This window comes from Catenulispora acidiphila DSM 44928 (assembly GCF_000024025.1).
GTDB lineage: Bacteria > Actinomycetota > Actinomycetes > Streptomycetales > Catenulisporaceae > Catenulispora > Catenulispora acidiphila.
This window is the reverse complement of sequence record NC_013131.1, coordinates 9,273,910-9,298,332: the sequence shown is the minus strand read 5'-3', so window position 1 is coordinate 9,298,332 and position 24,423 is coordinate 9,273,910. Positions and strand designations below refer to the sequence as shown.

The 24,423-nt window shown below is 71.2% G+C and carries 18 protein-coding genes; 13 read left to right on the top strand and 5 right to left on the bottom strand.

Annotated elements, in window-relative coordinates; genetic code table 11:
• Positions 1-343 precede the first annotated feature (343 nt).
• The 3 genes from CACI_RS39565 to CACI_RS39555 all read left to right on the top strand — a co-directional run bounded on the left by CACI_RS39565 (position 344) and on the right by CACI_RS39555 (position 4,976).
• The gene (locus CACI_RS39565) at positions 344-553 is read left to right on the top strand and encodes a hypothetical protein (protein WP_015796557.1); all 210 of its coding nucleotides are present in this window, start codon (positions 344-346) and stop codon (positions 551-553) included.
• A 180-nt stretch (positions 554-733) separates the two neighbouring features.
• Positions 734-4,396 carry a chromosome segregation protein SMC gene (gene smc / locus CACI_RS39560; RefSeq protein ID WP_083795972.1) on the top strand — a complete coding sequence of 1,221 codons (3,663 nt, stop codon included), beginning with the start codon at positions 734-736 and terminating at the stop codon, positions 4,394-4,396.
• A gap of 16 nt (positions 4,397-4,412) precedes the next feature.
• Positions 4,413-4,976: a GNAT family N-acetyltransferase gene (locus CACI_RS39555; RefSeq protein WP_015796555.1), complete on the top strand. Its 564-nt coding sequence runs from the start codon at positions 4,413-4,415 to the stop codon at positions 4,974-4,976.
• Between the two features lie 9 nt (positions 4,977-4,985).
• Here the strand turns inward: CACI_RS39555 and CACI_RS39550 are convergent, their stop codons facing one another.
• Entirely contained in the window at positions 4,986-5,390 is a 405-nt protein-coding gene (locus tag CACI_RS39550) for an OsmC family protein (protein ID WP_015796554.1), read from the bottom strand.
• Positions 5,391-5,470: 80 nt separating this feature from the next.
• On the opposite strand from CACI_RS39550, the gene CACI_RS39545 reads away from it, so the two are divergent.
• Both CACI_RS39545 and CACI_RS39540 read left to right on the top strand, forming a co-directional pair.
• On the top strand, positions 5,471-5,836 hold the full coding sequence (locus tag CACI_RS39545; RefSeq protein ID WP_015796553.1) for a hypothetical protein: 366 nt from the start codon (positions 5,471-5,473) through the stop codon (positions 5,834-5,836).
• Between the two features lie 5 nt (positions 5,837-5,841).
• Complete coding sequence (locus tag CACI_RS39540; RefSeq protein ID WP_015796552.1) at positions 5,842-6,780, top strand: WXG100 family type VII secretion target; 939 nt, start codon at positions 5,842-5,844, stop codon at positions 6,778-6,780.
• Between the two features lie 55 nt (positions 6,781-6,835).
• Here CACI_RS39540 and ftsY read toward each other — a convergent pair whose 3' ends face one another.
• The gene (gene ftsY, locus CACI_RS39535; protein WP_015796551.1) at positions 6,836-8,023 is read right to left on the bottom strand and encodes a signal recognition particle-docking protein FtsY; all 1,188 of its coding nucleotides are present in this window, start codon (positions 8,021-8,023) and stop codon (positions 6,836-6,838) included.
• 589 nt (positions 8,024-8,612) lie between these two features.
• A complete protein-coding gene (locus tag CACI_RS46745; RefSeq protein WP_015796550.1) occupies positions 8,613-9,152 on the bottom strand; it encodes a hypothetical protein in 540 nt (179 codons plus the stop codon).
• A gap of 226 nt (positions 9,153-9,378) precedes the next feature.
• Between CACI_RS46745 and CACI_RS39525 the strand changes: the two genes are divergently transcribed.
• The 4 genes from CACI_RS39525 to CACI_RS46740 all read left to right on the top strand — a co-directional run bounded on the left by CACI_RS39525 (position 9,379) and on the right by CACI_RS46740 (position 15,277).
• Positions 9,379-10,842: a hypothetical protein gene (locus tag CACI_RS39525; protein WP_015796549.1), complete on the top strand. Its 1,464-nt coding sequence runs from the start codon at positions 9,379-9,381 to the stop codon at positions 10,840-10,842.
• 201 nt (positions 10,843-11,043) lie between these two features.
• Positions 11,044-12,444, top strand: coding sequence for an ammonium transporter (locus CACI_RS39520; RefSeq protein WP_015796548.1), 1,401 nt, complete (start codon positions 11,044-11,046; stop codon positions 12,442-12,444).
• Positions 12,441-12,779: a P-II family nitrogen regulator gene (locus CACI_RS39515; protein ID WP_015796547.1), complete on the top strand. Its 339-nt coding sequence runs from the start codon at positions 12,441-12,443 to the stop codon at positions 12,777-12,779. Before CACI_RS39520 ends, CACI_RS39515 begins: the two co-directional genes overlap by 4 nt.
• On the top strand, positions 12,779-15,277 hold the full coding sequence (locus tag CACI_RS46740; RefSeq protein WP_015796546.1) for an ACT domain-containing protein: 2,499 nt from the start codon (positions 12,779-12,781) through the stop codon (positions 15,275-15,277). The genes CACI_RS39515 and CACI_RS46740 overlap by 1 nt, the downstream gene beginning before the upstream one ends.
• 51 nt (positions 15,278-15,328) lie before the next feature.
• Here CACI_RS46740 and CACI_RS39505 read toward each other — a convergent pair whose 3' ends face one another.
• Positions 15,329-16,048 (bottom strand): PIG-L deacetylase family protein, encoded by a 720-nt coding sequence (locus CACI_RS39505; RefSeq protein WP_015796545.1) that lies wholly within the window; start codon positions 16,046-16,048, stop codon positions 15,329-15,331.
• A gap of 243 nt (positions 16,049-16,291) precedes the next feature.
• Here CACI_RS39505 and pcrA point away from each other — a divergent pair, with 243 nt between their 5' ends.
• On the top strand, positions 16,292-18,712 hold the full coding sequence (pcrA, locus tag CACI_RS39500; protein ID WP_015796544.1) for a DNA helicase PcrA: 2,421 nt from the start codon (positions 16,292-16,294) through the stop codon (positions 18,710-18,712).
• Positions 18,713-18,816: 104 nt separating this feature from the next.
• On the opposite strand, the gene CACI_RS46735 is transcribed toward pcrA, so the two are convergent.
• Complete coding sequence (locus CACI_RS46735) at positions 18,817-20,355, bottom strand: M23 family metallopeptidase (protein ID WP_049871868.1); 1,539 nt, start codon at positions 20,353-20,355, stop codon at positions 18,817-18,819.
• A 375-nt stretch (positions 20,356-20,730) separates the two neighbouring features.
• Between CACI_RS46735 and CACI_RS39490 the strand changes: the two genes are divergently transcribed.
• The 3 genes from CACI_RS39490 to CACI_RS39480 all read left to right on the top strand — a co-directional run bounded on the left by CACI_RS39490 (position 20,731) and on the right by CACI_RS39480 (position 24,383).
• The gene (locus tag CACI_RS39490; protein WP_015796542.1) at positions 20,731-21,138 is read left to right on the top strand and encodes a cobalamin B12-binding domain-containing protein; all 408 of its coding nucleotides are present in this window, start codon (positions 20,731-20,733) and stop codon (positions 21,136-21,138) included.
• Between the two features lie 292 nt (positions 21,139-21,430).
• Positions 21,431-22,585, top strand: coding sequence for an SWIM zinc finger family protein (locus CACI_RS39485; RefSeq protein WP_049871867.1), 1,155 nt, complete (start codon positions 21,431-21,433; stop codon positions 22,583-22,585).
• A 169-nt stretch (positions 22,586-22,754) separates the two neighbouring features.
• Complete coding sequence (locus CACI_RS39480; protein ID WP_015796540.1) at positions 22,755-24,383, top strand: DUF5691 domain-containing protein; 1,629 nt, start codon at positions 22,755-22,757, stop codon at positions 24,381-24,383.
• Positions 24,384-24,423 lie beyond the last annotated feature (40 nt).

Genomic DNA, 24,423 nt, shown 5'->3' with positions numbered 1-24,423 from the left:
TCCCGCTCCGAATAAGGCGGATCCCGCACGGATAAAGCTTGACGCCCGGGTGTCCCAAGTGATCGAGTGGCACCACGGCCCGCGCGGTCCGCTTTGCGGTGCCTGCCTTCGTGTTGACCCAAGACCCCTTTCGGTGCGACCCTGGTAGTCGCGCACTCCTTTTTGTCGGCGCGGTATGCCCTGTGGTGAAACCGGCTAAACACCGGCCTCATCGCTGATTCATAACGCTGACGACGCTGCCCCCGCAGCCGGTGCGCGACCACGGCACCACCTTGTCTGGCAGGTTGACACCTACAGAGGCTCTGGCGAAGACGCCAGGCACTCATCGTGAAGGACCCTCACTATGGCTAAGGCGCTTCTCGGGCATGTCGCTGCGGTGGACCACCGCATGGTTTCCGAGATGAGGCGGCTCAAGCAGCGCGTCGTCGATCTTGAGGCGTATGTGTCCCGCCTCGAGGACGAGAACGCGGCGCTGGCCGCTTCGAAGTACAGCTCGACCGGGCTGGACTCCGAATTCAGCGAGCTGGAGCGGGAACCCGCTCTGTCCCGCTAGTCCTGGTATTCCCCAACAGCGGCATCTCCACCCAAGGGACGTTGGAGCGACCTCCGGCGTCCCTTGTCCTGGAGGGGGTACGCTCGCCAAGAGCGTCGCCGGGCTTGTGATCAGGCGAGGCGTCATCCGGACCCCTTATCAGGCCCGCCGGGCGGGCAGCGCAGGAGAGTGTCGCCGCACGTGTACCTGAAGACCCTGACCCTGCGCGGCTTCAAGTCCTTCGCGTCGGCCACCACCCTGCGCCTGGAACCGGGCATCACGTGCGTGGTCGGCCCGAACGGCTCGGGCAAGTCGAACGTCGTGGACGCCCTGGCCTGGGTGATGGGCGAGCAGGGTGCCAAGTCGCTGCGCGGCGGCAAGATGGAGGACGTCATCTTCGCCGGCACCACCGGCCGCGCCCCGCTGGGCCGCGCCGAGGTGGCGCTGACCATCGACAACTCCGACGGCGCGCTCCCGATCGACTACTCCGAGGTCACGATCTCGCGGATCATGTTCCGCAACGGCGGCTCGGAGTACGCGATCAACGGCGATCCCTGCCGTCTGCTCGACATCCAGGAACTCCTCTCCGACTCCGGCATCGGCCGCGAGATGCACGTCATCCTCGGCCAGGGCCGGCTGGACGCGGTCCTGCAGGCCGGTCCGGAGGACCGCCGCTCCTTCATCGAGGAGGCGGCCGGCGTCCTGAAACACCGCAAGCGCAAAGAGAAGGCGCTCCGCAAGCTCGACGCCATGCAGGCCAACCTGACCCGGCTCACCGACCTCACCGGCGAACTGCGCCGCCAGCTCAAGCCGCTCGGCCGGCAGGCCGAGGTGGCGCGCCGCGCCGTGGTCATCCAGTCCGACCTGCGCGACGCCCGGCTGCGCCTGCTCGCCGACGACCTGGTCGGCATGCGGCAGGCCTTCGAGCAGGAGGCCGCCGACGAAGAGCAGATGAAGGTCCGGCGCAAGCAGCTGGAGCGCTTGTACGCCGAGGCGCAGGCTCAGGAATCCGAACTCGAACAGCGCGGCGCCGCCCTGGTCCCGTATCTGGCTCAGACCCAGGAGACCTGGTATCGCCTCAGCTCCCTGAAGGAGCGCTACCGCGGTTCGGCGCAGCTGGCCGTCGAGCGCGTCCGCAACGCCTCGCGCACCGCCCCCGAGGAGCGGCACGGCCGCGACCCCGAGGAGATGCAGGCCGAGGCCGCGCGCATCCGTGAGGAAGAGGCCGACCTCGCCGAGGAGATCGCGGAGGCGCAGGAGACCCTGGCCGGCGCGGTCATGCAGCGCACCGACGCCGAGACCGCGCTGCAGCAGGAGGAGCGGCGGCTGGCCGCCTCCGTGCGCGCCGCCGCGGACCAGCGCGAGAGCCTGGCCAAGCTCGAGGGCCGGGTCGGCGCGATGCGGTCCAAGGCCGCCGCCGCCGACGCCGAGATCGGCCGCCTCGGCGCCGCCGCCGAGGACGCCCGGTCCCGGGCCGCCGGCGTGCAGCGCGAGTACGACGAGCTCAAGGCCGAGGTCGAGAGCCTGGAGACGGACGGCGGCGGGCTCGACGACGAGGTCGAACAGGCCTCGCAGGCGCTGTCGGAGTCCGAGGAGAAGCTCACCGAGCTGCGCGCCGCCGAGCGCGAGGCGCAGAAGGAGCACGCCGGCTTCGCCGCCCGCAAGGAAGCCCTCGAACTCGGCCTGAACCGCAAGGACGGCGCCGGCGCCCTGCTGGCCGCCACCGACCGGCTCTCGGGCCTGCTCGGCAGCGTCGCGGCGATACTGACCGTGGAGTCCGGCGCCGAGGCCGCGGTCGCCGCCGCGCTCGGCACCGCCGCCGACGCGGTCGCGGTGACCAGCGTGGACAGCGCGGTGAACGCCATCCGGCTGCTCAAGGCCGACGACGCCGGCCAGGCGACGGTCATCGTCGGCGGCGACCTCTCCTATGCCGATGACGGCGAATGGCCGCAGCTGCCCGGAGACGCCCGCTATGTCATCGACCTGATCCAGGTCCAGGAGGAGCTGCGCCCGGCGTTCACCCGGCTGCTGAACCGGATGGCGGTCGTGGAGGACCTGTCCGAGGCCTCCGAGCTCATCGGGCGGATCCCGGACGTGCGGGCCGTGACCCGGGACGGCGACGTGCTCGGCCGGGATTCGGCGCGCGGCGGCTCGTCCTCGGCGCCGACCCTGCTGGAGGTCCAGGCCGCGGTCGACGAGGCCGCCGAGAAGCTGTACGAGGCCGGGGCGCGGGCCGAGCGGCTGCGCACCGAGCTGGAGTTCGCGACCGCCGAGCGGCAGAGCGCCAAGGCGCACGTGGACTCGCTGATGGCGCAGCGCCGCCAGGCCGACAGCCAGAAGGCCGGGGTCGCGCAGCAGCTGGGCCGCCTCGGCGGCCAGGCCCGCGCCGCGCTCAGCGAGGTGGAGCGCTTCGTCGCCGCGATCGAGAAGGCCGAGGAGGCGCGCGAGCGCGACCTGGCACAGGTGGAGGAGCTGGAGGGGCAGCTCCTGGAGGCTCAGGAGATCGCCGCCGCCGCCGAAGAACTCGACGACACGCTGTCCAGCGACCGGCGCGACACCTTCGCCCAGCAGGCCACCGCCGCGCGCACCGCGGAGATGGAGGCGCGCCTGGCGGTGCGCACCGCCGAGGAGCGCGCGCGGGCCCTGGCCGGCCGCGCCGACCAGCTGGACCGCGCCGCGCAGCAGGAGCGCGAGGCTCGCGAGCGGGCCATAGAGCGTGCCGAGCGCCTGGCCGAGGAGGCCGAGGTCGCCCGAGCCGTGGCGCACGGTTTCGAGCAGGTCATCCGGCATCTGGAGCAGTCGCTGGCGCTGGCCCAGGAGCGGCGCGAGGCGGCCGAGCGCGCGCGGGTCGAGCACGACGCCGGGATCCAGGTCGTGCGCGTCCGGGTCCGCGAGCTGTCCGGGGAGCTGGAGAAGCTCACCGACTCGGTGCACCGCGACGAGGTGGCCCGCGCCGAGCGCCGGATGCGCATCGAGCAGATGGAGGAGAAGGCGCTGGCCGAGCACGGCGTCGAGGCCGACGTGCTGGTCGCCGAGTACGGCCCGGAGGTGCCGATCCCGCCGACCGTCGAGGGCGACATCGCAGTGCCCTACGACCGCGCCGAGCAGCAGCGCCGCCTGAAGAAGGCCGAGAAGGACTACACGGCCCTGGGCAAGGTGAACCCGCTGGCGCTGGAGGAGTTCGCGGCGCTGGAGGAGCGGCACCAGTTCCTGTCCGAGCAGCTGGAAGACCTGAAGAAGACCCGCAAGGACCTGCTGGACATCATCAAGGAGGTCGACGACCGGGTCGAGCAGGTCTTCACCGAGGCCTTCGCCGACGTGGCCCGGGAGTTCGAGGGCGTGTTCTCCCGCCTGTTCCCCGGCGGCGACGGCCGGCTGATCCTCACCGACCCCGAGGACATGCTGACCACCGGCATCGAGGTCGAGGCGCGCCCGCCCGGCAAGAAGGTCAAGCGCCTGTCGCTGCTGTCCGGCGGCGAGCGGTCGCTGACCGCCGTGGCGTTCCTGGTGTCCATCTTCAAGGCCCGGCCCTCGCCGTTCTACATCATGGACGAGGTCGAGGCGGCGCTGGACGACACCAACCTGGGCCGGCTGATCAACATCATGGAGGAGCTGCGGGCCACCTCGCAGCTGATCGTGATCACGCACCAGAAGCGCACCATGGAGGTCGCCGACGCGCTGTACGGCGTCACCATGCGCGGGGACGGCGTCACCACGGTCATCAGCCAGAAGCTGCGCAACAAGGAGACCGGCGCCATAAGCGACGCGCCGAAGATCCTCCCGGCGCAGGCGGTCCAGCCGGCTCAACCGCAGGCGGCTCCCGACAGCCCAGCCGAGAGCGCAATGGAAGACGAGACCGTCTGAGCCTTACCCTGCTGCGATGACCAGTGGGGAAATACGGCTGTCCGAGGATGTGCTGCTGCGCCCGGTCCGGCTGACCGACGCGGCGGCGTTCGCGCGCGCCTACGAGCGCAACCGCGATCACCTGGAGCGCTGGGAGCCGATCCGCCCGGACGACTTCTACACCGAACAGGGCCAGTACTGGCGGCTGAAGAAGTTCGACGAGGAGCGCGCCGCGGGCCGCGTCGAGCGCTGGACGCTCGACCGCGGGGACGCCGAGGTCTACGGCAGCCTCACGCTGTCGAACATCGAGCTGGGCATCTTCCTCAACGCCCGGATGGGCTACTGGGTCGACGCCGCCCTGAACGGCCGCGGCCTGGCGACCGCGTCGGTGAACGCGGTCTGCGGCTACGCGCTGGAGCGCTGGAACATCCACCGCGTCGAGGCCGGGACCAACGTGGACAACGTCGCCTCGCAGCGGGTGCTGGCCAAGTGCGGGTTCGAGGAGATCGGCCTGTCGCGCGCGCACCTGTTCATCAACGGCGTGTGGTCCGACAGCAAGCAGTTCTACCGGATCCTGCACACCAACCCGGTCGGGTACTGACGTCGGGCCTCAGACCCCGTCGAGGTCCAGGTTCACCGGCGTGCCCTCGCGCAGCGAGCGGCTGACCGTGCAGTGCCGCTCCTCCACGCGCTCGGCGACGTCCCGGAACACCTTCGCGGCGTCCGCGTCGCCCTCGGGGAGCTCCACGCTGTAGGACAGCGTCACCGGCCCGAGCTTGTTCCGCTCGACCTTCTCCGAGGTCGCGGTCGCCGCCAGCGTCGTCATCCGGTGCCCGCGCTGCGCGGTGAGCGGCTCGGTGGTGACGATGTTGCAGCCGGCCACCGCGATCAGCAGCAGTTCCACCGGGGAGAAGTTCGGGCCCTGGCCGTCCCCGCTCAGCTCGATGCGGGCGCCGCGCTCGTTGGTGGCGATGTAGCGCCCGTCGCCGGTGCGCTCGACCTTGATCTCATACATGGGAACCAGTGTTCGCGGGGTGCTGTGAAAGGCGCAACTCGGAGTAGGCTCCGCGTCGGATCTACTGAGGGGAGGGTTCGGTGACGACGGAGGGGACCGACCCGATGGACGCGTTCGTGGCCGCGCTCCGGGCCGCGGAGGCGTCGCTGCGCGAAGTGCCCGGCAAGCTGGAGGGCGCCCGGGTCCACGACTTCGCCTTCGGGAAGATGTTCGAGGCGACCGAGGTGCGCGACGCCTACCACCAGCGGCTTCCCGAGACCGAGAAGGACATCGCCGAGGCCTGCGAGGTCATCGACCACTTCATCGCCGGACTCGGCGGCGGGCGCGCGATCGGCGCCAACCCGGCCGGTCCGGACCCGGCCGCGTCGCAGGCCTCTGAGTGGGCTCCCGACGCCTTCCCCTGGCGCCGCACGATCCCGCAGCAGTCGGGGGGTGCCGACTCGTGAACGTCATGCTCATCACGGGCCTGAGCTTCGCGGTCCTGATCTTCGGCATGTGGGGGCTGGGCGTGCTGGTGATCCGCAGCCAGCGCCGCAAGCTGGCGGAGGCGCCCGGCGCGGAGCTGACCGAGCAGATCGGCCAGACCGCCGCCGAGGTCCACAGCATCGAGGACTTCATCGCCCGCGCCGAGGCGCTGCCGGAGGGGCAGAAACCCGAGCCGCGCCCGGAACATGTGCTGGAGCGGGACCAGGAGAAGCTGGAGGCGCTGGCCAAGCGCCACTTCCCGCACCTGGAGGTACCGCACCCGCACATCCACCTGGTCGGCATCACCGGGCTGGAGAAGCGGCTGCTGGCCTGGGTCTCGGACCACACCGGCCTGCCGAGCCCGTTCGAGTTCCTGGACAAGCTGACCGGCGACCCCGACGAGCTGGAGCGCGCCGCCAAGGCCTGGGACGCGACGCACGCGCACGTCCAGCAGACGGTCACCGACCTGTGCTCCGCGGCCGGAGCCCTGCACAAGACCTGGGACGACGAGACCGCCGAGCACTTCTACCCGCTGCTGGCCGACTTCCTGACCGAGCTGGACACCCTGGCCGAGAACCTCGCCAAGACCGCCGAGACGCTGCGCGGGCTGCGCGGCGAGGCGGCGCTCGCCGAGGGCACCGTCACCGGTCTGATCAACCTGCTCATCGGCTCCCTCGGCGGGTTTCTGGTCGAGGAGGTGATGTCGGTGGGCACGATGACGCCGGCGGTCGCGGCGCAGGCGCAGGTGGAGCTGACCTGGGTGCTGAAGCAGATCGCGATGGCGGCCGGACGCCTGCAGGGGATCTACGCGAACACCCGGCACGTGCTGGACAGCGTGAGCGGGTTCAAGGGCCTCACACACATGCACAACTGCTTCGAGGCCGATGTGGTGCAGCGGATCGAGCGGCTGGTCGACACCGAGTGAGACCGGGCACGAGAAAGGGCGGCCGGAGATCCGGCCGCCCTTTTGTGTTCCCGGATTACTGCAGCAGCGCGTCGACGAACGCCTCGGGGTCGAACGGCGCCAGGTCGTCCGGACCCTCGCCGAGCCCGACGAGCTTGACCGGGACGCCCAGCTCCTTCTGCACGGCGACCACGATGCCGCCCTTGGCGGTGCCGTCGAGCTTGGTGAGCACGATGCCGGTGACGTCCACCACCTCGGCGAACACCCGGGCCTGCACCAGGCCGTTCTGGCCGGTGGTGGCGTCCAGGACCAGCAGGACCTCGTCGACCGTGCCCTGCTTCTCGGCGACCCGCTTGACCTTGCCCAGCTCGTCCATCAGACCGGTCTTGGTGTGCAGCCGCCCGGCGGTGTCGATGAGCACGGTGTCCACGCCCATGCCCGTGCCCTCCTTCACCGCCTCGAACGCCACCGACGCCGGGTCCGCGCCCTCGGCACCGCGCACGGTGTAGGCGCCGACCCGCTGACCCCAGGTCTGGAGCTGGTCGGCGGCCGCGGCCCGGAAGGTGTCGGCGGCGCCGAGCACGACGGTGTAGCCGTCGGCGACCAGCACCCGCGCGAGCTTGCCGGTGGTCGTGGTCTTGCCGGTCCCGTTCACACCGACCACCATCGCCACGGCCGGACGCTCCGGCGCGCCGTCGGCGGCGGGGTGCTTGGCGACCTTCAGCGAGCGGTCCAGCGTCGGGTCGATCAGCGCGATCAGCTCCTCGCGCAGCAGCGCCCGAGCCTCGTCCACGGTCCGGCTGCCCTGCACGCGCGTGTTCGTCCGCAGCCGCCCGACCAGCTCGGTCGCGGGTCCGACCCCGAGGTCGGCGGCGATCAAGGTGTCCTCGATCTCCTCCCACGTCGCCTCGTCGAGCTTGTCCCGGCTCAGCAGCTTCAGCAGACCCTGCCCCAACGTCCCCTGCGACCGCGACAGCCGCGACCGCAGCCGCACCAGCCGCCCGGCGGTCGGCTCGGGAACCTCGATCTCCGGCAGCACCTCGGCCTCGGCCGCCACCGGCGCGGCCTCGACGACAGGCGGCGCCCGCTCAGCCACAGCGGTCCCCCCGCCCCCGGCCGGCACCCCCTGCGCCGAACCCGTCACAGACGGACCCGCAGCCGGCGGCGCCACCGGACGACGACGGCCTCGGGCACGGTAGAACAGGGCGGTCGCGCCGATGACGGCTATGGCCGCGATGATGATGCCGATGACGAGGAACTCCATGACAGACATCCTCGCACGCGAAGCCGGGCGCTCCGAGCGGCCCGGACAAGCGGGAGCGGCGGTCAGACCGCTGTCGGGCGACGGCGCGCGATCAGCAGAAGCCGACAGCCCGAGCGCAGGCCGCTGCCCGGTCCGGCTGCCGCCCGCGAACAGGAGCCCTTGCCAAAGCACAGAGAGCTAGCCGGTTCGGCGTTGTGCTAGCAGCAGCTGGCTGCTCGAGCGCAGTCTTCTACCCGGCTCGGCATCCGGCGAGCTTGAACCACGTGCCTCAGCCGCTCGGCGTTCTGCAAGTGGGAGCTGGCTGCCCGAAGTGCAGCTCTTACCCGGCTCGGCATCCGGCGAGCTTGAACCGCGTGCCTCAGCCGCTCGGTGTTCTGCAAGTGGGAGCTGGCTGCCCGAAGTGCAGCTCTTACCCGGCTCGGCATCCGGCGAGCTTGAACCGCGTGCCTCAGCCGCTCGGCGTTCTGCAAGTGGGAGCTGGCTGCCCGAGCGCAGCCCTCTAGCTGGCTCGGCATTCAGCGAGCTGGTACCGCGTGCCTCAGCCGCTCGGCGTTCTGCAAGGAGGAACTGGCTGCCCGAAGCCCAGCTCTCACCCGGCCCGGCATCCAGCGAACAAGAATCGTCGCCCCTCAGCCCGCCGGCAAGCATGCGCCAGCGCCCCGAGCAGCAGCCGCGCCGGCGGCAGCACTCCCGTCAACCGCTCGCCCTGCGACCCCGGCGCCTCTAACTTCCCCAGGGGCGTCCCGGCCGCCATCGTCTCCGGTGGCCGCACCCAGCGTGCGCTGCTCGCCGGCGGCAGCGGGGTCTCGGCGGCGAGGACCACGCCGATGGTGCGGATGTCGGTGTCGTCGGGGTCCCAGCCCAGGTCCTTCAGGTCCGCGAGGAAGGAGGCTGTGGTGCCGGCCTCGACGAAGAAGCGCAGCCTGCTTCCGCTGACCGGTTCGTGGCCCGGGCCGGCCGGCTGGACGGTCAGCACCGGGCCGAGCGGGGTGCCGAGGCGTTCGAGCTGGAGCAGGACGCGGTGGCCCGCGGCGGCCGGGACGTCCAGCAGGTCGTAGGCCGCGGGCAGGCGCAGGGCCGGCGCGGGCCGGGCATGGGTGTGGCGGCTGCCCCCCAGGCGTACTCGCATGCTTCCTCCAACGCCGACGGACGCCTCGGGGTCACGCTGCCCGCCCGGGATGGTCGTTAGACCTGTGTCGTCCGACCACTTCTGGTTCGACAAGGTGGCGAAGACTGGCGAATCGCGGTGTTCGAAAACGTTCGGCTGCGGGCATCGTCGCGGTGCGGTTACGTTCTGCAACACAGGGTTTCGCATTCCGGCCGGACCGGCGTGAATCTCCAGGGGGCAACAAAGAATGACCGGCAAGCCGCCCAACGAACTCCTCAATTCTTGGTTCCAGCGTTCCGGGTGGTCGAAGGGGGAACTGGCGAGACTGGTCAACAAACGCGCCAGACAGCTGGGGGCGGCCCACGTCTCCACCGACACCTCGCGCGTACGCCGCTGGCTCGACGGCGAGCACCCCCGCGACCCCGCCCCGCGCATCCTCGTCGAACTCTTCTCCGAGCGCTTCGGCACCGTCATCACGCACGCCGAGCTCGGCCTGCGCGAGCCCGCCGCGCCGCCGGCCACCTCCGGGGTGGACCTGCCGTGGGCCGGGCGGCGCTCGATCGAGCTGCTCGGCGACTTCGCCCGCAGCGACCTGATGCTCAACCGCCGCGGCTTCCTGGGCACCTCGCTGTCGCTGTCCGCCGGCCCGTCGCTGATCGAGCCGATGAAGCGCTGGCTCAGCCCGGTCCCGGAGCAGCACTCCGTCAACGGCCGGCTGCCCGGCCGGGTCACCGCCGAGGAGATGGACCGCCTGGAGGAGACCACGCGCCTGTTCCGCGGCTGGGACGCGCAGTGCGGCGGCGGCCTGCGCCGCATGGCCGTGGTCGGGCAGTTGCACGAAGTCACCGAGCTGTTACGGGACAACTACGCCCCGGCCCTGTCGGAGCGCCTGTTCCGCACCGCCGCGGAATTGGCGCTCCTCGCCGGTTGGATGGCCTACGACATCGGCATGCAGCCCTCGGCCCAGCGCTACTTCGTCCTCGCCCTGCACGCCGCCCGCGAGGCCGGCGACACCCCGCTGGGCGCGCTCGTCCTGGCGACCATGTCCCGCCAGATGATCCACATCAACCGCCCGCAGGACGCCCTGGAACTGGTCCACCTGGCCCAGTACGGCAGCCACGGCACCACCACCGCGCGCGTGCAGTCGCTGCTGGCCGCGATGGAGGCGCGCGCCTACGCCAACCTCGGCGACAGCGACAACTGCCGCCGCGCCGTGGCCGCCGCCGAGGACCTGTTCCCCGGCGACTTCCCCGCCGGGCAGGACCGAGCCGAGCGCGGGAGCAACGGCGCCGGCGGCGACCGCACCCGCGGCGGCGACCCGTCGTGGATAGCGTTCTTCACCGAGGCCGAGCTCTACGGCGAGAACGGCCACTCCTTCCGCGACCTGGCGTATCGCTATCCGCAGCTCACCGAGCAGGCGGCGAAGAACATCGACCGGGCCGTGGAACTGCTCTCGGCCGACGACTCCTATCTGCGCAGCCGCGCGCTGAACGTGGTCGGGATGGCGACGGTCCGGCTCCAGCAGCGCGAGCCGGAGGCGGCGGTCGCCTACCTGCACGGCGGCGCCGAGCTGGTGCAGCGGCTGCGCTCCAAACGGGTCGAAGACCGGCTGCGGACGACCGCGGGCAACCTGTTCGCGCGCTATCCGGACGTCCGATCGGTCCGCGAGGTCCACGAGCGCACGCTGGCGGTGCTGCCCGCCGCGGCGTGAACGGATGATCGCACCGTAGTAACAGCATGCTGATACATGTCCGTTTTGTAACGGACTTATCTCGCCCGCCGGGACAAGTTCACCCGGATGTAACACTGGCGGGGCATCTGTCACGGCCTCGAAACACTCGGCGGCGCCCCCGGAAACGGTGCGCCGCCAGGCTCCTTCCCATCATCCGTCGAATCAGGTGAGGGAGAAGCGATGCCATCCGCGTTCAGCAATGGTGACACCGCTTGGGTGCTCGCGAGTTCAGCGCTCGTGCTGCTCATGACACCGGGGCTGGCGTTCTTCTACGGCGGCATGGTCCGCGCGAAGAGCGTCTTGAACATGCTCATGATGAACTTCATCGCGATCGCCGTGGTGACCATCCTATGGGTCCTCTACGGCTGGTCCGTGTCGTTCGGCAACGTCGGTTCGGGGGACGGCAGCGGGAACGGCTTCTGGGGCGGTCTGCACCAGTGGGCCCTGCACGACATCGGCCAGGGCTTCGGTTCCAGCACCGGCGGGTCGCTGTACGGCGCCACCGGGGTGCCGACCATCGCGGTCGTCTGTTTCCAGCTGATGTTCGCGATCATCACACCGGCGCTGATCTCCGGATCGCTGGCCGACCGCACCAAGTTCGTCGGCTGGACCGTCTACGTGGCGGGCTGGGTGACGCTGGTGTACTTCCCGGTCGCGCACTGGGTGTTCTCGCCCAACGGCTTCATCAACTACAAGTTGCACGTCATGGACTTCGCAGGCGGTACCGCGGTGCACATCAACGCCGGTGCCGCGGGCCTGGCGATGGCGTTGGTCCTCGGCAAGCGCGTCGGGTTCGGGCGCGATCCGATGCGGCCGCACAACGTGCCCTTCGTGATGCTCGGCGTCGGCCTGCTGTGGTTCGGCTGGTTCGGCTTCAACGCCGGCTCCGCGCTCGGCGCCAACGGCCAGGCGTCGATGGTCTTCATCAACACCCAGATCGCCACATGCACCGCGATGGTCGGCTGGCTGATCGCGGAGAAGATCCAGCACGGGACCTTCACCTCGCTGGGCGCGGCCTCCGGCGCCGTCGCCGGTCTGGTCGCGATCACCCCGGCCTGTGCCTCGGTCTCGCCGCTCGGCGCGATGTTCGTCGGCCTGATCCCCGGCTTCATCTGCTGCTACGCGATCAACCTGAAGAACAAGCTCGGCTATGACGACTCGTTGGACGTGGTCGGCGTCCACCTGGTCGGCGGCATCCTGGGCACCGTGCTGATCGGCTTCTTCGCCACCAAGCAGATGGTCTCGGCCTACACCAACGGCGCCAAGGCCGGGCTGTTCTACGGCGGCGGTGTCGACCAGCTGATCTCGCAGATCGAGGGTGCCGGGATCGTGCTGGGGTACTCCTTCGTGGTCTCCTTCATCCTGGGCTGGGTCCTGAACAAGACCATCGGGATGCGGATCAGCGCGGACGCCGAGGTCGAGGGCATCGACAGCACCGAGCACTCGGAGACCGCGTACGACTGGGGCCGGCTGGCCGGCTCGCTGCGCACGGCGCTCGCGACGGCCGAGACGGCGCCGTCCGGACCGGCCAGTGGCAAGCCCGCCAAGGACGCTGACAAGACGGAGGGTGTGAAGGCATGAAGCTGATCACGGCGATCATCAAGCCGTTCAAGCTGGAAGAGGTCAAGGAGGCCCTGCAGCGCTTCGGCGTCCACGGCATCACCGTCTCCGAATCCAGCGGCTACGGCCGCCAGCGCGGCCACACCGAGGTCTACCGGGGCGCGGAGTACACCGTCGACCTGGTGCCCAAGCTGCGGGTCGAGGTCCTGTGCGAGGACGAGGACGTCGAGGCCCTGGTGGACGTCGTGGTCAAGGCCGCGGTGACCGGCAAGATCGGCGACGGCAAGGTCTGGGTCACCCCGGTCGACGAGGTGGTACGCGTCCGCACCGGCGAGACCGGAGGCGCGGCGCTGTAGTGGAGCGGCACGCGGAGCGGAACGGTGAGGGAGCCGGTGGCCGGCCCGATCAGCAGATCGGGCCGGCCGTCCGGCGTGCGCGCTCGGACGCCGCGGACGCCTTTCTGGCCTCCCTGCTCCCGGACGAGCCCGGCATCGCCTTGGTGGCGGTCGGTGGCTACGGCCGCCAGGAACTGTCGCCCGGCTCGGACCTGGACGTGGTCCTGCTGCACGCGGCATCGCTGCCCCTTGAGGCCGTCGCGCAGATAGCGGACAAGATCTGGTACCCGGTCTGGGATTCGGGCGTGAAGCTGGACCACTCGGTCCGCACCGTCGAGGAAGCCCTCGAACTCGCCCGCACCGATCTGGCGGTGGCGGCCGGACTCCTCGACGCGCGCCTGGTCGCCGGCGACACGCAGCTCGTGGCGTCGGTCCGCGCGGGCGTCTTCGCCGACTGGCGCCGCGACGCCGCACGGCGCCTGGGCGATCTGCGTGAGGAGTACGCCTCGCGGCTGTCACGCCACGGCGAACTCGCCTACCGCCTCGAAGGCGACCTGAAGGAGGCTCGCGGAGGGCTTCGCGACTCCACGATGCTCCGCTTCATCTCGGCGACCTGGCTGGTCGATGTGCCGCACGGCGCGCCGGAGCGAGCCCGCGAGTTCCTGCTGGACGTGCGGGACGCGCTGCACACGGTTTCCGGGCGCGCGCTGGACCGCTTGTTGCTGCAAGAGCAGGACGGCGTCGCGGCGCTGCTGCGAGACGCCAGAGTGCTGGGCGAGCACGATGATAGGACTCTGACCCAGCCGCTCGAGCACAACGAGTTGTTCGCCGCCGACCTCGGGTCGGCAGGCGATGCGACAGGGGTCGGCTTGGGCGGTGAGTCCGCCGGCGAAGGTCCCAGCGTTTCGTCGGCAGCGCCCGCTACTTCGCTGGCCACCCCCGCCGTCGCAGAGCTCTACACCACCGACGCCGACCTCCTCCTGCGCCGCGTGGCCGAAGCCGCCACCACCATCGCCTACGCCGCCGAAGCCGCCTGGCGCCAAGTCGACGCGGCGCTGGCGGCGCGCAGTCCGGGGCGGCGCCCCGTGCGGCGTCCGCTCGCCGACGGCGTCGTGGAGCAGGACGGCGAGGTCTACCTCGCCCGCGCCGGCGCTCCGTCGCGCGATCCCGTGCTGGTGCTCCGTGCCGCCGCCGCGACCGCCGAATCAGACCTCTCCTTCGCTCCCAACACCTTGCGCCGCCTCGCCGAGGAGTCGGCTCCGCTGCCGCGTCCGTGGCCGCGGGAGGCGCGGGAGGCGTTCGTGACGCTGCTCGGCGCCGGACCCGGGCTCATCCCGGTGTGGGAGGCGCTCGACCGCTCCGGCATCCTGCACGCGCTGCTGCCCGAATGGCGGCGTATCAGGTCTCTGCCACAGCGGAACAGCCTGCACATCCACACCGTCGACCGGCACACGCTGGAGACCGTCGTCGCCGCCGCCGATCTGGCGCGCCGCGTCGACCGCCCCGACCTGCTGCTGGTCGCCGCGCTGCTGCACGACGTCGGCAAGGGACTGCCCGGCGACCACTCCGAGATCGGTGCCGTCCTGACCCGGGAACTGGCGCCCGCGTTCGGGTTCAACGCCGCCGATGTCAGTACCCTGACCGGCTTGGTGCGCCACCACCTGCTGCTGCCCGATCTCGCCACCGCGCGCGATCCCGACGACCCGGCCACCGTCGAGGCGCTCCTCGCCGCCCTGGCCGAGCTGGCCGCCCCGCGCCTGGAAGCGCTACGTCTGCTGCACACGCTCTCCGAAGCCGACAGCAAGGCGACCGGTCCCGCGGCGTGGAACCCCTGGCGCGCCGGTCTCTACCACGGCCTCACGGTCCGTGCCGAGGCCGCGCTCCTCGGCGTCGACCCGCCGGTCGCCGAGCCGTCGGATCCGGCGCGCGCGGCCGAGCTGGCCGCGCGGAGCCGTGCCTCGGCCGACGGACTCGTCGTCGAGCTGGAAGGTGCGCAGACGGTGTCCGTCGCGGCGCCCGACCGGATCGGCATCCTCGCTGCCGTCGCGGGCGTTTTGGCCTTACGCCGCCTGACGATCCGCGCCGCCACCACCGAGACCGTCGACGGCGTCGTCGTCCAGCGCTGGCTGGTCGCCGCCGACTGGAGCACCGCCTTGCAGGACCGGCTCCGCGAGGACGTGCGCGCGGCCGTCGCCGGCACGCTGGACGTCGCCGGCCGCCTCGCCAGCCGCGACGCCGACGAACGCCGCAACCGCCTGGTCGCCGCGCCGAGCGTGGTTGTGCTGCCCGGCGCTTCGGCTTCGGCGACCGTGCTGGAGGTCAAGGCGCGCGACGCGCCGGGGCTGCTCTACCGCGTCGCCTCGGTGCTCGCCAGGACGGGTGTCTCGGTGCGCTCGGCGCGCGTCTCGACGCTCGGCGCCGAAGCGGTCGACGTGTTCTACGTCGTCACCGCCACCGGCGCGCCGCTGTCCGACGATGCGGCGCAACGTGTGGCGGCGGCTGTGGCCGAGGTTCTGTGAGCCGCTGCCGCGCTCGACCTTGCTGACCAGTCCTGACCAGTTGAGCAGCGGTCAGCGGGTGTTGACGATCTGGAACGCCTCGGCGATCCGGTCCTCGCCCAGCCCCAGCCGCTGCGCGACGGCTCCGCCCCAGGTGCGCAGCATGCCCTCCAGATCGGTGTGGCCGTTGGTCTGCGAGGCGTGCGCCTGGAGCGCGGCGAGCTTGCGGTCGAAGACGTCGGTGATGTCCACGGCGTGCTCGGCATTCTTCATCGACATCACCCAGGTCTCCGGGACCGTCCACGGCTCCAGGCCTTCGACCTCGAGCAGCTCGGGGTGCGCCCAGGGGTTGCGGGCGTCGGGGTAGACCGCGGCGATGGCCGCCTCGCCGACGGCGCGGTGGTCGGGGTGGGAGGCGTAGATGCGCTCCAGGTCCAGCTCGGCGGAGGGGATCAGGGCGCGGTCGGGGCGGACCTGGCGGATCACGCGCGAGATGTCGCGGCGCAGGTCCAGCGAGGGCGTCAGGCGGCCGTCGGGCCAGTGCAGGAAGCGGACGTCGGTCACGCCGACGCACTTGGCCGCGGCGATCTGCTCGGACTCGCGCAGCGCCGCCACCTCCGAGCGCGGCGTGTCCGGGAACGCCTCGCCGGCTTCGCCGCTGGTCATGATCGCGTAGACGACCTCGATCCCGGCGTCGGTCCAGGTCGCGACGGTACCGGCGGCACCGAAGTCGACGTCGTCGGGGTGCGCGGTGACGACGAGGACGCGGGAGGGGACGCTGGCCTCGGGCATGGGGGCTCCTGGTTCGGGGCGTGCCTGCTTCTGAAGGAGCGGATGCTCCCCACTCGGGGCAACACCGGCACGGCCGCCGGTGTTCCGGGTACCGAACCATTGTCGCGTGTCCACCGGCGGCACGGGTATCGGCCCAGGTGACCGTCCCATCTCGGCGACCGCCCCCGAGTTGTCGGTGCGGTCTGCGAAAATCCTTGAGTGAGTTCTTCCCTCTTCGCCCCAGGTGCCCTTCCGTTGTTCCCCATGCTCGACGCGATCCGGGAGCAGCGGGGGTCGGGCGAGGAGCGTCACACCGACCGGACCCTGCCCGAACCCCCGGCGTGGGCGGAGGAGTCCGACGCCGAGCGCGAGGGCTGGGACGGCTGGGAGGAGCCCGAGGACGCCTGGGTCCCGCCGGAGGAGTCGGCCGCCGCGCGCAAGCTGCTCGACGGCCTGAACGAACCGCAGCGCGAGGCGGTCCTGCACGCCGGCGGCCCGCTGCTGATCATCGCCGGCGCCGGCTCGGGCAAGACCCGCGTGCTCGCGCACCGGATCGCCTACCTGGTCGGCGAGCGGCACGCGCACCCCGGCTCGATCCTGGCGATCACCTTCACCAACAAGGCCGCCGCCGAGATGCGCCAGCGCGTCGAGGAGCTGGTCGGTCCGCGCGCCCGCCTGATGTGGGTCTCGACGTTCCACTCCGCCTGCGTCCGGATCCTGCGCGCCCAGGCCAAGACCGCCGGGCTGCCGAGCAACTTCTCGATCTACGACACCGCCGACTCCCAGCGCCTGATGACCATGGTGCTGCGCGATCTGGAGATCGACCCGAAGAAGACCACGCCGCGCTCGATGCTCGGCCAGATCTCCAAGCTCAAGAACGAGCTGGTCGACCACGACACCTTCTCCAGCCGCGCGCAGACCGAGGCCGAGCGCCAGCTCGCGCAGGTCTATCGGCTGTACGCGGACCGCCTGACCGCGGCCAAGGCGCTGGACTTCGACGACATCATCATGACCACGGTGCACCTGCTCCAGGCGTTCCCGATGATCGCCGAGCACTACCGCCGCCGCTTCCGCAACATCCTGGTCGACGAGTACCAGGACACCAACACCGCGCAGTACCAGCTGGTGAAGGAACTGGTCGGGCAGCACGAGAAGCGCACCGTCGACGGCGACCTGGTGCGCCCCGGCCTGAACACCGAGGACCTGCCGCCGGCCGAGCTGTGCGTGGTCGGCGACGCCGACCAGTCCATCTACGCCTTCCGCGGCGCGACGATCCGCAACATCATCGAGTTCGAGCGCGACTACCCGGACGCCAAGGTCATCAAGCTGGAGCAGAACTACCGCTCCACGCAGACGATCCTGACCGCGGCGAACGCCGTCATCGAGAACAACAAGGGCCGCCGCGCCAAGAACCTGTGGACGGACTCCGGCGACGGCAAGCTGATCACCGGCTACGTCGCCGACGACGAGCACTCCGAGGCGCAGTTCGTCGCCGAGGAGATCGACCGCCTCTCCGACGCCAAGGAGACCACCTACGGCGGCGTCGCAGTGTTCTACCGGACCAACGCGCAGTCCCGTGTCTTCGAGGAAGTCTTCGTCCGCGTCGGGCTGCCCTACCGCGTGGTCGGCGGCGTCCGCTTCTACGAGCGCAAGGAAGTGCGCGACGCCCTGGCGTACCTGCGCGCCCTGGCCAACGAGGACGACATCGTCTCGGTCCGCCGCGTCCTGAACACGCCCAAGCGCGGCATCGGCGAGAAGGCTGAGGAGTCGCTGGAGCGGCTGTCCGCGCGCGAGCGCATCACCTTCGGCGACGCCCTGCGCCGCGCCGACGAGGCACCGGGCTTGGCGGCGCGCTCGGTGAAGGCCGTCCAGGGCTTCACGCAGATGATGGACGAGCTGCGCGAGATGGCGGCCGAGTACGGTCCCGCGCACGTCTTGGAAGCCATACTGGAGCGTACCGGCCTGCTGCAGGAGTTGCAGGACTCTGACGACCCGCAGGACGAGACCCGCATCGAGAACCTGCGCGAACTCCTGGCCGTCGCCCTGGAATTCGAGCAGGGCCAGCCCGAGGGCCGGCTGCCGGAGTTCCTGGAGCGCGTGGCCCTGGTCGCCGACTCCGACCAGATCCCCGACGGCGAGGACCACGAGGGCATGGTCACCCTGATGACCCTGCACAGCGCCAAGGGCCTGGAATTCCCGGTGGTCTTCCTCACCGGCATGGAGGACGGCGTCTTCCCGCACATGCGCTCCATGGGCGACAAGAAGGAGATGGAGGAGGAGCGCCGCCTGGCCTACGTCGGCATCACCCGCGCCCGCGAGCAGCTCTATGTCTCCCGCTCGGTCTACCGCTCCGCCTGGGGCGCACCGCAGTACAACCCGCCGTCGAAGTTCCTCGGCGAGATCCCCGAACCCCTGGTGGAGTGGGAGCGCACCGCCCCGGAGCCCAAGACCGGCGAGCGCTCACCCTTCGGCGACCGCCGCGGCACCTCCCGCGGCTTCCAGCAGCGCAAGGGCGCCGTGAAGGTGATCTCCCTGGACCCCGGCGACCGCGTGATCCACGACTCCTTCGGCATGGGCACCGTCGTCGCCGTCAGCGGCCGCGAACGCGACGAGGCGACGATCGACTTCGGCTCCTCGGGCGTGCGGACGCTGCTGCTGACGATGGCGCCGGTGCAGAAGCTCTAGGCGGCTTCGCGGCGCGGCCAGGCTGCCGGGGGCGCGGGTGGTCTGGTCTGACCGCGCGAAAAGGGTCCGGGAGAAATCCCGGACCCTTCCTCGTCTCGCGTCGCTTACGGCACCAGGCCGTGGGCCCGCAGGAACGGCATCGGGTTCACCGCGGTGGAGGCGCCCGGGACGCCGTTGTTCGGGTCGGCCGGGCCCGGGGGGTGGTACTCGAGGTGGAGGTGCGGGCCGGTGGTGTTGCCGGTGTCGCCGGACAGGGCGATGATCTGCCCGGCCGCGACCTTGCCGCTGCGGACCTTCATCACGCTCAGGTGGCAGTACCAGGTCTGGCTGCCGTCAGGGTGCTGTATCACGATGCGGTAGCCGTACGGGCCGGCCCAGCCGGCCTCTATGACGGTTCCGTCGGTGATGGCGCTGACCTTGGTGCCGGTCGGGATGGCGAAGTCCTGGCCGGTGTGCAGGCTGACCCAGCGGTCGCCGGACTGGCCGAAGCCGGCGGTCAGGACGTAGTCCTGGACCGGTAGGAAGTACTTCTGCGACATTTCGGCGAGCCGCTGCTTCTCCAGCGCCTGCTGCTGGACCAGTTCGCTGCGCTGCTCGCTGCGGGTGGCGCGGTCGGCGAGGTTGGCGCTGGCCGCGCGCATCTGGAGCAGGTTCTGCTCCAGGCCGTTGGTCGGGGTGGCCGGGGCCGCGGCGTCGGCGGCGGTCTCGGTGTGGCTGGCCGGGAGGCGCAGTCCGCCGACCGCGGCGACCGCCACGGCGGCCACACCCACGACCGCGGCCGGGGTCGACGTCAGCGCGTGCAGCGTGCGGCGGCCGGAGAGGGACACCGACGGCTTCGAGGGCTTGCTCCCGAAGGGACGGGCCGGGGGAGTGCCGCCGGAGCGGCTGCGGCTCCGCAGGGGCGCGTCGTCCTGGCCGTCCTCGGGGTCGTCGTACCCCTCCGGGTCGTCGTAGCCGTAGCCGGCGTAGTCCTCGGCGTCGTCGTAGTCGGACGCGGCGTACGCGGCGGTCTCGTACTCGTCGGAGTCGCCGTCGTCGTAGCCCTCGCCGTCGTAGGCGTCGTACGTGCCCTCGCCGTCCGGCAGGAGGTCGTACGCGGCTTCGGTGGACCCGGGGGCCTCGTAGATGGCCTCGAAGGTCCCGGTGTCGAAGTCGGGGTGGTGGAAGTTGTGGTCCTCGTACTGCGGCTGCGCGGCGTACTGCTGGGCCTCGTATTCGGGCCGGCCGTAGTGCGGCTGCTGGGGGACGTGGTGCTGCGGCGGCTGCTCGTAGCGCGGCTGCTGCTGGGGCTGAGCCTGGGGCTGCTCGTAGTGCGGCTGCGCGTACTGCTGGTGCTGCTGCTGCGCGTACGGGTCCTGCCACCCCGGTCCGTCCCACATCGGGCTGGACTCGGCCGCCTGCGGCTGCGCCTGGGCGGGGATGAACGGCTCGGCCGGCGCGTGCTGCTGCTGCTGCGCCTGCTGCGGCGGCGAATAGGCCGCGTACACCGATTCGTAGTAGCTCTGGTCCATCACCGGCTGGCGGGTGGTGGCGTCGTCGTAGTCGTAGACGGCGCCTTGCTCGTAGAAGCCGGTCTGCGACGGAGTCTCGTAGACCCCGGACCAGTCGTTGACCGCCTGGTACCCGTCGCTTGAACCGTACAAGCTGTCCTCGCCGTTAGGCGTTATGGCGGCCTCCCATTCGGTATCCCAATGGGACGCACCATGTTTTCCCATGACGGCCAATACCTCCTGGGAACGCGGGACAGCCGATCAGCAACGGCGCGGGGACAGCGCCGTTATCGAGTCGCGACTTTAGCGCCTCGGAGGCTGGACGGACAACGGTTCGGCGGACTTTGCGCGCCCTTTGCCCGCGGTTCACTGGTGTTCTCGCAGGAAGTCCGATGATCCTCACGGAGATTGTGCGGACCGTCACAGGGCGGGACGGGCCGGGACGCCACCCCAGGTCGGTTACTGTGTGAAGCGGTTATGGCGGATCAAGGAAGATCTTCCGGTGGACATCCCATGGAGGCAGTCGCAATGAGCCAGTCAGCTCCGGTCCGCGTCGTCATCGCGAAGCCCGGCCTGGACGGCCACGACCGGGGCGCGAAGGTCGTCGCGCGCGCCCTGCGCGACGCGGGCGTCGAGGTCATCTACACCGGTCTGCACCAGATGCCCGACCAGATCGTGGCCACCGCCATCCAGGAGGACGCCGACGCCATCGGCCTGTCGATCCTGTCCGGCGCGCACATGACGCAGTGCGCGAAGGTGATCGAGGTCCTGAAGGAGAAGGACGCCTCGGACATCAAGGTCTTCGTCGGCGGCATCATCCCCGAGGCGGACTTCCCGGCGCTCAAGGAGATGGGTGTCGTGGCGATCTTCACCCCGGGCACCTCCACGCAGCAGATCGTCGACTGGGTGAACGGGAACCTCGCGCACGCTGCCTGACATCGGGTGATCGCACGGCGTCACAAAGCCCGCTGTTCTTGTCGGTGGGCTGAAATAGTGTTCGGCCATGCAAGCAGAGCGGCGCGTAGCGTCTCCTCAACGGGCGGTGGTGGGAGGCGGGCGGGGAGAACGTTGGACCGCAGCCCAGGTCAACTCTCTGGCCCCGGACGCCGCGTCGCAGAAGGCGGGCGCGAAGCTCGGGGTTCCGGGTCCGTGGTCGGGCACCGGGTATCTGGACTCCGAGCGGTTGTTGTGGGGGGACTGCAAAGGCAGCGGGAGCAAGCCGTACCAAGTGACCGTCTCCGTGGCGGACTCGGACACGGCGTATCAATGCACCTGTCCCAGTAGGAAGTTCCCGTGTAAGCACGCGCTCGGCCTGCTGCTGTTGTGGGCGGCGGGTTCGATCGCGGAGACCGACGTGCTTCCCGAGCGCGTCGAGGTCTGGGCGGAGTCCCGGCGCGACCGGGCGGAGAAGTCCGCGGCCCGCAGCGCCGCCAAGGCCGAGAAGGTCGCCGCCGACCCCGAGGGCGCCGCCAAGCGCGCCGCGCAGCGGGCCGAGCGGATCGGCAACGGCCTGGCCGACCTCGACCGCTGGCTCACCGACCAGATCGCGGCCGGCATCAGCGACTCCGCGACGCTGTCCTACAGCGCCGTGGACCCGGTCGCCAAGCGGCTCGTGGACGCGCAGGCGCCCGGCGTGGCGGGCCGGGTCCGGACCCTGGCCTCCGCGCGCTCCTCCTCCGGCGACGCCTGGCCGGACGCGGTCCTGGCCGAGTTCGCCCGGCTGCACCTGCTGTGCCAGGCCTGGACCCGGCTGGCCGAGCTGCCGCCGGCGATGCAGGACACCGTGCGGCGGCGGATCGGGATCTCGGTGGACGCCGACGCGGTGCGCCGCGACGGCGAGCGGGTCGCCGACCGCTGGCACGTCCTGGGCTCCCGCGACCGCGCCGCCGACAAACTCACCGAGCGCCGGATCTGGCTGCGCGGCGCCGAGAGCGGCCGGACCGCGATGCTGCTGGCCTTCGGCGCCATGCAGCAGGCGCCGGCGCTGGCGCTGCCGGTCGGCGCCGTCTATCAGGCCGAGATGGTGTTCCACTCCGAGGTGCTTCCGCTGCGGGCGCAGATGGAGACCGGGGAAATCGCCACGATGGGAGCCTCGCCGGCCGGCGCGACCTTGCAGGCCGCGGCCGACGCCTTCGCCGACGCCCTGGCCGCCGATCCATGGCAGGACGGCTGGCCGGTCGTCGTCGCGGACGCGGTCCCGGACCGGGACGGCGAACTCGCCGACGCCGAGGGCCGCCGCGTCCCGCTGATCTGCGAGGACGCCGCCCTGTGGCGGCTGCTCGCGGTCTCCGGCGGGCATCCGGTGACCGTGTTCGGCGAGTACACCGACGCGGGGCTGCAACCGCTCACCGTCTGGGCCGCCGAGGCGGCGGTCGCGCTGTGAACAGATCAGCGAAGGGCCCTGCGAAGGGCGCCCCGAGACGGCCGGTGATTAGGGAATTTCAGGGTATTGCCACGGACCCCGTAAGTTGTCAGTGGCGTGGTGCACAATCTGTGGACATCAGTGCGAAGGCTGTGGGGATCTCCTACTCGGCGGAAGCGCGGTGAGCACCATGAACGAAGCCTCCCATCAGACCGGTTCCGAGGTCTGGCAGGACCTTGTCTCGACGGCCTTGGTCGGCACCGACCGTCGCACCCCGCCGGCCGCCGGAGATTTCGCCGCGCCCGGTGACAGCCCGGCCGCGGCCCTGTTGAGCTCGGCCGCGCTCATGAGCGCGTGGCGGCGCGCCGGCAACGCCGGCTCGGCGTACTCCGCGGTGCTGGTCGGCGACCAGGACACCGAGAGCTCCGGCGCCGAGGGCGCCGAAGGCACGGGTTCGGCCGGCGCGCCCGCTGCCAAGTCGGCGGCGCTCGACGCGCGTCCGCTGCTGCCGACCGCGACCTCGGCCCGCCTCACGGCGCTCGTGGCGTCCCGCTCCGAAGCGCTCCCGGAGTACCTGGGCGCCGCCGCCAAGACCGGCTGCCGCGCGCCCGCCGAGCTGCTGCCGCCGCTGTTCGACTACGCCCGCGGCAGCATCGCGGTGCGCGCCGACCTGATGAAGCTGGCCGGCCCGCGCGGGACCTGGCTGGCCAAGCAGAACCAGCAGTGGTCGACCTTCACCCGCTTCGCCGCCGCGCCGGATCCGGAAGCCTGGCTCTCCGAGAAGCCGCATGAGCGCGTCGGCTACCTGAACTGGTTCCGCGGCAAGGACCCGGCCTCGGCTCGGGTGCTGGTGGAGGAGGCGTGGACGCAGGCCGGTCTGAGCGCCGAAACCCGCGCCGCCTACGTCGAGGCGCTGGCCGTGGGCCTTGGCGCCGAGGACGAGCAGTTCCTCGAATCAGCCCTGGACGACAAGTCCCGCCAGGTCCGCGCCGAGGCCGTGCGCCTGCTGGCCACGCTGCCCTCGTCCCGGTTCGCCGAGCGCATGACCGCGCGCCTGCACGAGCGCGTCCAGGTGGCCGTCGAGGGGACCGCGGTCCTGGTCACGCTCAAGGACAAAACCGACGCGGACGCCGAGCCGGCGAACCCCGCCGAGCCCACTGAGGACCAGATCCGCGACGGCATCGGCGAGGGCTGGGTGCAGACCGAGGAGGAGCGGCGGCTGGCCCGGATGCAGCCCTCGTACTGGCTCGAAGACCTCATAGCCTCGGCGCCCCTGGCGGCGTGGGAGCACTACGGCCTCTCGCCCGCCGAGCTGCTGCGCGCCACGGCCGCGAACCGCTGGGAGGCCAACGCCTGCCACCGCGGCTGGCGCTCGGCGACGCTGCGGCAGAAGGACTCGCGCTGGGCTGAGGCGTTCTGCGCCGTCAACGCCTCCAGCGAGATGCTCGAGCTGCTCTCGGAGGAGGCCGCCGAGCGCTGGTGTCTGGCCGTCGTGGCGAGCCACCGGTCGCAGTACTCGATCCACAGCGCCCCGATCATCCTCAGCCGCCTGGGACGCCCCTGGCCGGACGCGGTGTGCCAGGCCCTGCTCGACTCGATCCCGGCGTACCTGCCGAACGCGACCCGCAACGACGTGGCGCGCTTCTTCGGCATGGACAACCTGGCGGGCCGCTGGATGCCGCCGTCGTTCGCGGACGCGGTCGCGGCCAAGGGCGAGCAGATCCGCGCCGAGCTGCCGTTGTGGGCCGAGGACCTGGACGACCTCGCGGCGATGCTGCGGGACCGGGCTCTGATGCTCGCAGAGCTGGACTCTGTCTAAACGATCTGCGTCGAACGATCTGGACCCTGTCCGAATCCTT

What these genes read in the sequence shown, in the direction of transcription:
- CACI_RS39565 (WP_015796557.1), top strand. Translation starts at nt 344, where the DNA reads ATGGCTAAGGCGCTTCTCGGGCATGTCGCTGCGGTGGACCACCGCATG.
- CACI_RS39555 (WP_015796555.1), top strand. Translation starts at nt 4,413, where the DNA reads ATGACCAGTGGGGAAATACGGCTGTCCGAGGATGTGCTGCTGCGCCCG.
- CACI_RS39550 (WP_015796554.1), bottom strand. Translation starts at nt 5,390, where the DNA reads ATGTATGAGATCAAGGTCGAGCGCACCGGCGACGGGCGCTACATCGCC.
- CACI_RS39540 (WP_015796552.1), top strand. Translation starts at nt 5,842, where the DNA reads ATGCTCATCACGGGCCTGAGCTTCGCGGTCCTGATCTTCGGCATGTGG.
- ftsY (WP_015796551.1), bottom strand. Translation starts at nt 8,023, where the DNA reads ATGGAGTTCCTCGTCATCGGCATCATCATCGCGGCCATAGCCGTCATC.
- CACI_RS46745 (WP_015796550.1), bottom strand. Translation starts at nt 9,152, where the DNA reads ATGCGAGTACGCCTGGGGGGCAGCCGCCACACCCATGCCCGGCCCGCG.
- CACI_RS39525 (WP_015796549.1), top strand. Translation starts at nt 9,379, where the DNA reads ATGACCGGCAAGCCGCCCAACGAACTCCTCAATTCTTGGTTCCAGCGT.
- CACI_RS39520 (WP_015796548.1), top strand. Translation starts at nt 11,044, where the DNA reads ATGCCATCCGCGTTCAGCAATGGTGACACCGCTTGGGTGCTCGCGAGT.
- CACI_RS39515 (WP_015796547.1), top strand. Translation starts at nt 12,441, where the DNA reads ATGAAGCTGATCACGGCGATCATCAAGCCGTTCAAGCTGGAAGAGGTC.
- CACI_RS39505 (WP_015796545.1), bottom strand. Translation starts at nt 16,048, where the DNA reads ATGCCCGAGGCCAGCGTCCCCTCCCGCGTCCTCGTCGTCACCGCGCAC.
- pcrA (WP_015796544.1), top strand. Translation starts at nt 16,292, where the DNA reads ATGCTCGACGCGATCCGGGAGCAGCGGGGGTCGGGCGAGGAGCGTCAC.
- CACI_RS39490 (WP_015796542.1), top strand. Translation starts at nt 20,731, where the DNA reads ATGAGCCAGTCAGCTCCGGTCCGCGTCGTCATCGCGAAGCCCGGCCTG.
- CACI_RS39480 (WP_015796540.1), top strand. Translation starts at nt 22,755, where the DNA reads ATGAACGAAGCCTCCCATCAGACCGGTTCCGAGGTCTGGCAGGACCTT.